At 32.2% G+C, this 2,540-nt stretch carries 3 protein-coding genes and 1 pseudogene; all 4 read right to left on the bottom strand.

Annotation, left to right across the window (positions count from 1 at the left end):
• Positions 1-278, bottom strand: a 278-nt coding sequence (locus ACRC28_RS11585; protein WP_438543602.1) for a 50S ribosomal protein L4, incomplete at its 3' end; no start/stop codon positions are given.
• A gap of 25 nt (positions 279-303) precedes the next feature.
• On the bottom strand, positions 304-933 hold the full coding sequence (gene rplC, locus ACRC28_RS11590; RefSeq protein WP_438543603.1) for a 50S ribosomal protein L3: 630 nt from the start codon (positions 931-933) through the stop codon (positions 304-306).
• 75 nt (positions 934-1,008) lie between these two features.
• Entirely contained in the window at positions 1,009-1,317 is a 309-nt protein-coding gene (rpsJ, locus tag ACRC28_RS11595; protein WP_002598903.1) for a 30S ribosomal protein S10, read from the bottom strand.
• 1,069 nt (positions 1,318-2,386) lie between these two features.
• Positions 2,387-2,540: pseudogene (gene tuf / locus ACRC28_RS11600) on the bottom strand (elongation factor Tu); the annotation flags it as partial.

Genomic DNA, 2,540 nt, shown 5'->3' on the forward strand with positions numbered 1-2,540 from the left:
TTTGGTGCGAATACTATACCACCTTTGATCCATTGTGGAGCTCTGATTGAACCTTGTCTAGCTCTACCAGTTCCTTTTTGTCTCCAAGGCTTGATTCCGCCTCCTCTAACTTCAGCTCTTGTTTTAGCTGATTGAGTTCCTTGTCTCTTGTTAGCTAATAATGCAACAACTACTTGGTGCATTGCGTTTTCATTTATTTCAAATCCGAAAATTCCATCATTTAATTGGATATCTTCAATTTTTTTACCTTCTTTATTAAATAATCCTACTGTAGGCATCCTGCTTCCTCCTTTCTTCTAGAAATTAAGCTTTTACTGCATTTCTTATTACTACTCTACCTTTGTTAGGTCCTGGGATTCCACCCTTGATTAGTATTAAGTTTTTATCAGCAATTACTTTTACTACTTCTAAGTTTAAAACAGTTTTGTTTTGTGCTCCCATGTGTCCTGGCATCTTCTTGTTCTTGAATGTTCTTGAAGGATCAGAAGCTGCTCCCATTGAACCTGGTGCTCTGTGGAACTTAGAACCGTGTGACATAGGTCCTCTTTGTGCATTCCATCTTTTAATTGTACCTTGGAATCCCTTACCTTTAGAAACCCCTGATACGTCTACTTTATCTCCTGCTGCAAATACTTCAGCAGTGATTTCTTGACCTACTTCATATGAAGTTGTATCTTCTAATCTGAATTCTTTAAGAGTTCTTCTTAATGAAACTCCAGCTTTAGCAAATTGTCCTTTTTTAGGTTTGTTAAGTAATTTTTCTCTCACTTCTCCAAATCCTACTTGTATTGCATCATAACCGTCTTTTTCAACAGTTTTCTTTTGAACAACAACACATGGACCAGCTTCTACTACAGTTACAGGAACAACTTTACCATTCTCATCGAATATTTGAGTCATACCTATTTTTTTACCTATTATAGCTTTTTTCATGTATTTACACCTCCCAAACTAATAGCGGATTATCTCTAATCTTACTAGTTCAATGTCTTTTATTTTTTCAGCTAATTAAAGCTTGATTTCGATATCTACACCAGCTGGTAGATTTAATCTCATTAAAGCATCAACAGTTTTTGGTGATGGATTAACGATATCTATAAGTCTCTTGTGAGTTCTGATTTCGAACTGCTCTCTAGAGTCCTTATATTTGTGAACTGCTCTTAATATAGTAACAACGTCTTTCTCAGTTGGTAATGGAACTGGTCCAACAACCTTAGCACCTGTTGACTTTGCAGTTTCAACAATTTTTTCAGCAGATTGATCTAATATAGTGTGATCAAATGCTTTTAATCTGATTCTTATTTTTTGTTTTGACATCTCGGTTTCCCTCCTTTTCATGTACGCTTTACTTCTAACGCACAACAGCGGTTATTCTATAAACTGTTCCTGGTGTTTCGTAAATTTACAAAACGGAAATTATATAGAATCCCTGTCGTCGGATTCTAGATCCAGACATACTCATCAAGAATTACCCGGAAGTCCGGCAACCTCTTGAATCTTCGCCGCATGCTATACAACTTCTATATTATACTATCTTTACAGAAGTATTTCAAGCCTTTTGAATAAATATTTTTTTATCCAAATTCTTTTCGCTTTCTTTATTTTATATGTATTTATATAAAATTTCAAGTGTTTTTTTATTTATATTTTTTTCATTTTTTCATACCCATTTTAAGATTTTTTCGCATTCAACTTTTTTCTTTTCTATATATTGATACCTTTATCGAAAATTCAAATTTTCTTTACTCTAATTTCTCTTTTTCTCATTTCCATTGTCTTCTCTTCTTAATTTAAATACTTTTTAATCAATTACTTCTTTTATTTTATCCACTTCACATCTATTTAATCAATTCTCTAGGTCATTTATTCAAACTTTCCAGCTTTTTATCCAAAAAGTAATAACCAATTAATTACTCCTTCATTCCTATAGACAAATATATATTTCACCTCCATATAAAAATATCTCCTACCATCTACTATCTACTATCTACTATCTACTATCCATTTTAAACTCCTCTACTTTTTGATTATTTAATTTCTTTTAATTATTTATTTTCCTTTTCTAAAGCTTTTATTTTAATCATTCAATTCACCACTTCGGAATGCCATGTTTTGTTTTACACATAACAAAAACTTCCCATCTCTTCTTTATAACTCTTCCTCTTTAAGTCTATTTCAAATATCCATATTACTAAGTCTACTATCAATATCATCGTCTTTAATTTCAACTTTCAAAAATCACCGTACTTCTTTGCATAAAAAAAAACTAGAGACATCTCTAGCAAAAAAATAATCATATTGAAAGGCTTTGGGATACATAAAAAAAAGACTAGAGACGTCTCTCTAGCCTTTTATATATTTCAATTTAGAAATTACTTACTAAAAATTAAGCTAATACTTTAGTAACAACTCCTGAACCTACTGTTCTTCCACCTTCTCTGATTGCGAATCTTAATCCTTCGTCCATTGCGATTGGGTTAATTAATTCAACTACCATGTCGATGTGATCTCCAGGCATAACCATTTCCATACCTTCTGGT

This window comes from Clostridium sp., assembly GCF_051650885.1.
Lineage (GTDB): Bacteria > Bacillota > Clostridia > Clostridiales > Clostridiaceae > Clostridium.

Bases quoted from the DNA above. Each gene is read 5' to 3' on its own strand.
- rplC (WP_438543603.1), bottom strand. From the start codon at position 933: ATGAAAAAAGCTATAATAGGTAAAAAAATAGGTATGACTCAAATATTC.
- rpsJ (WP_002598903.1), bottom strand. From the start codon at position 1,317: ATGTCAAAACAAAAAATAAGAATCAGATTAAAAGCATTTGATCACACT.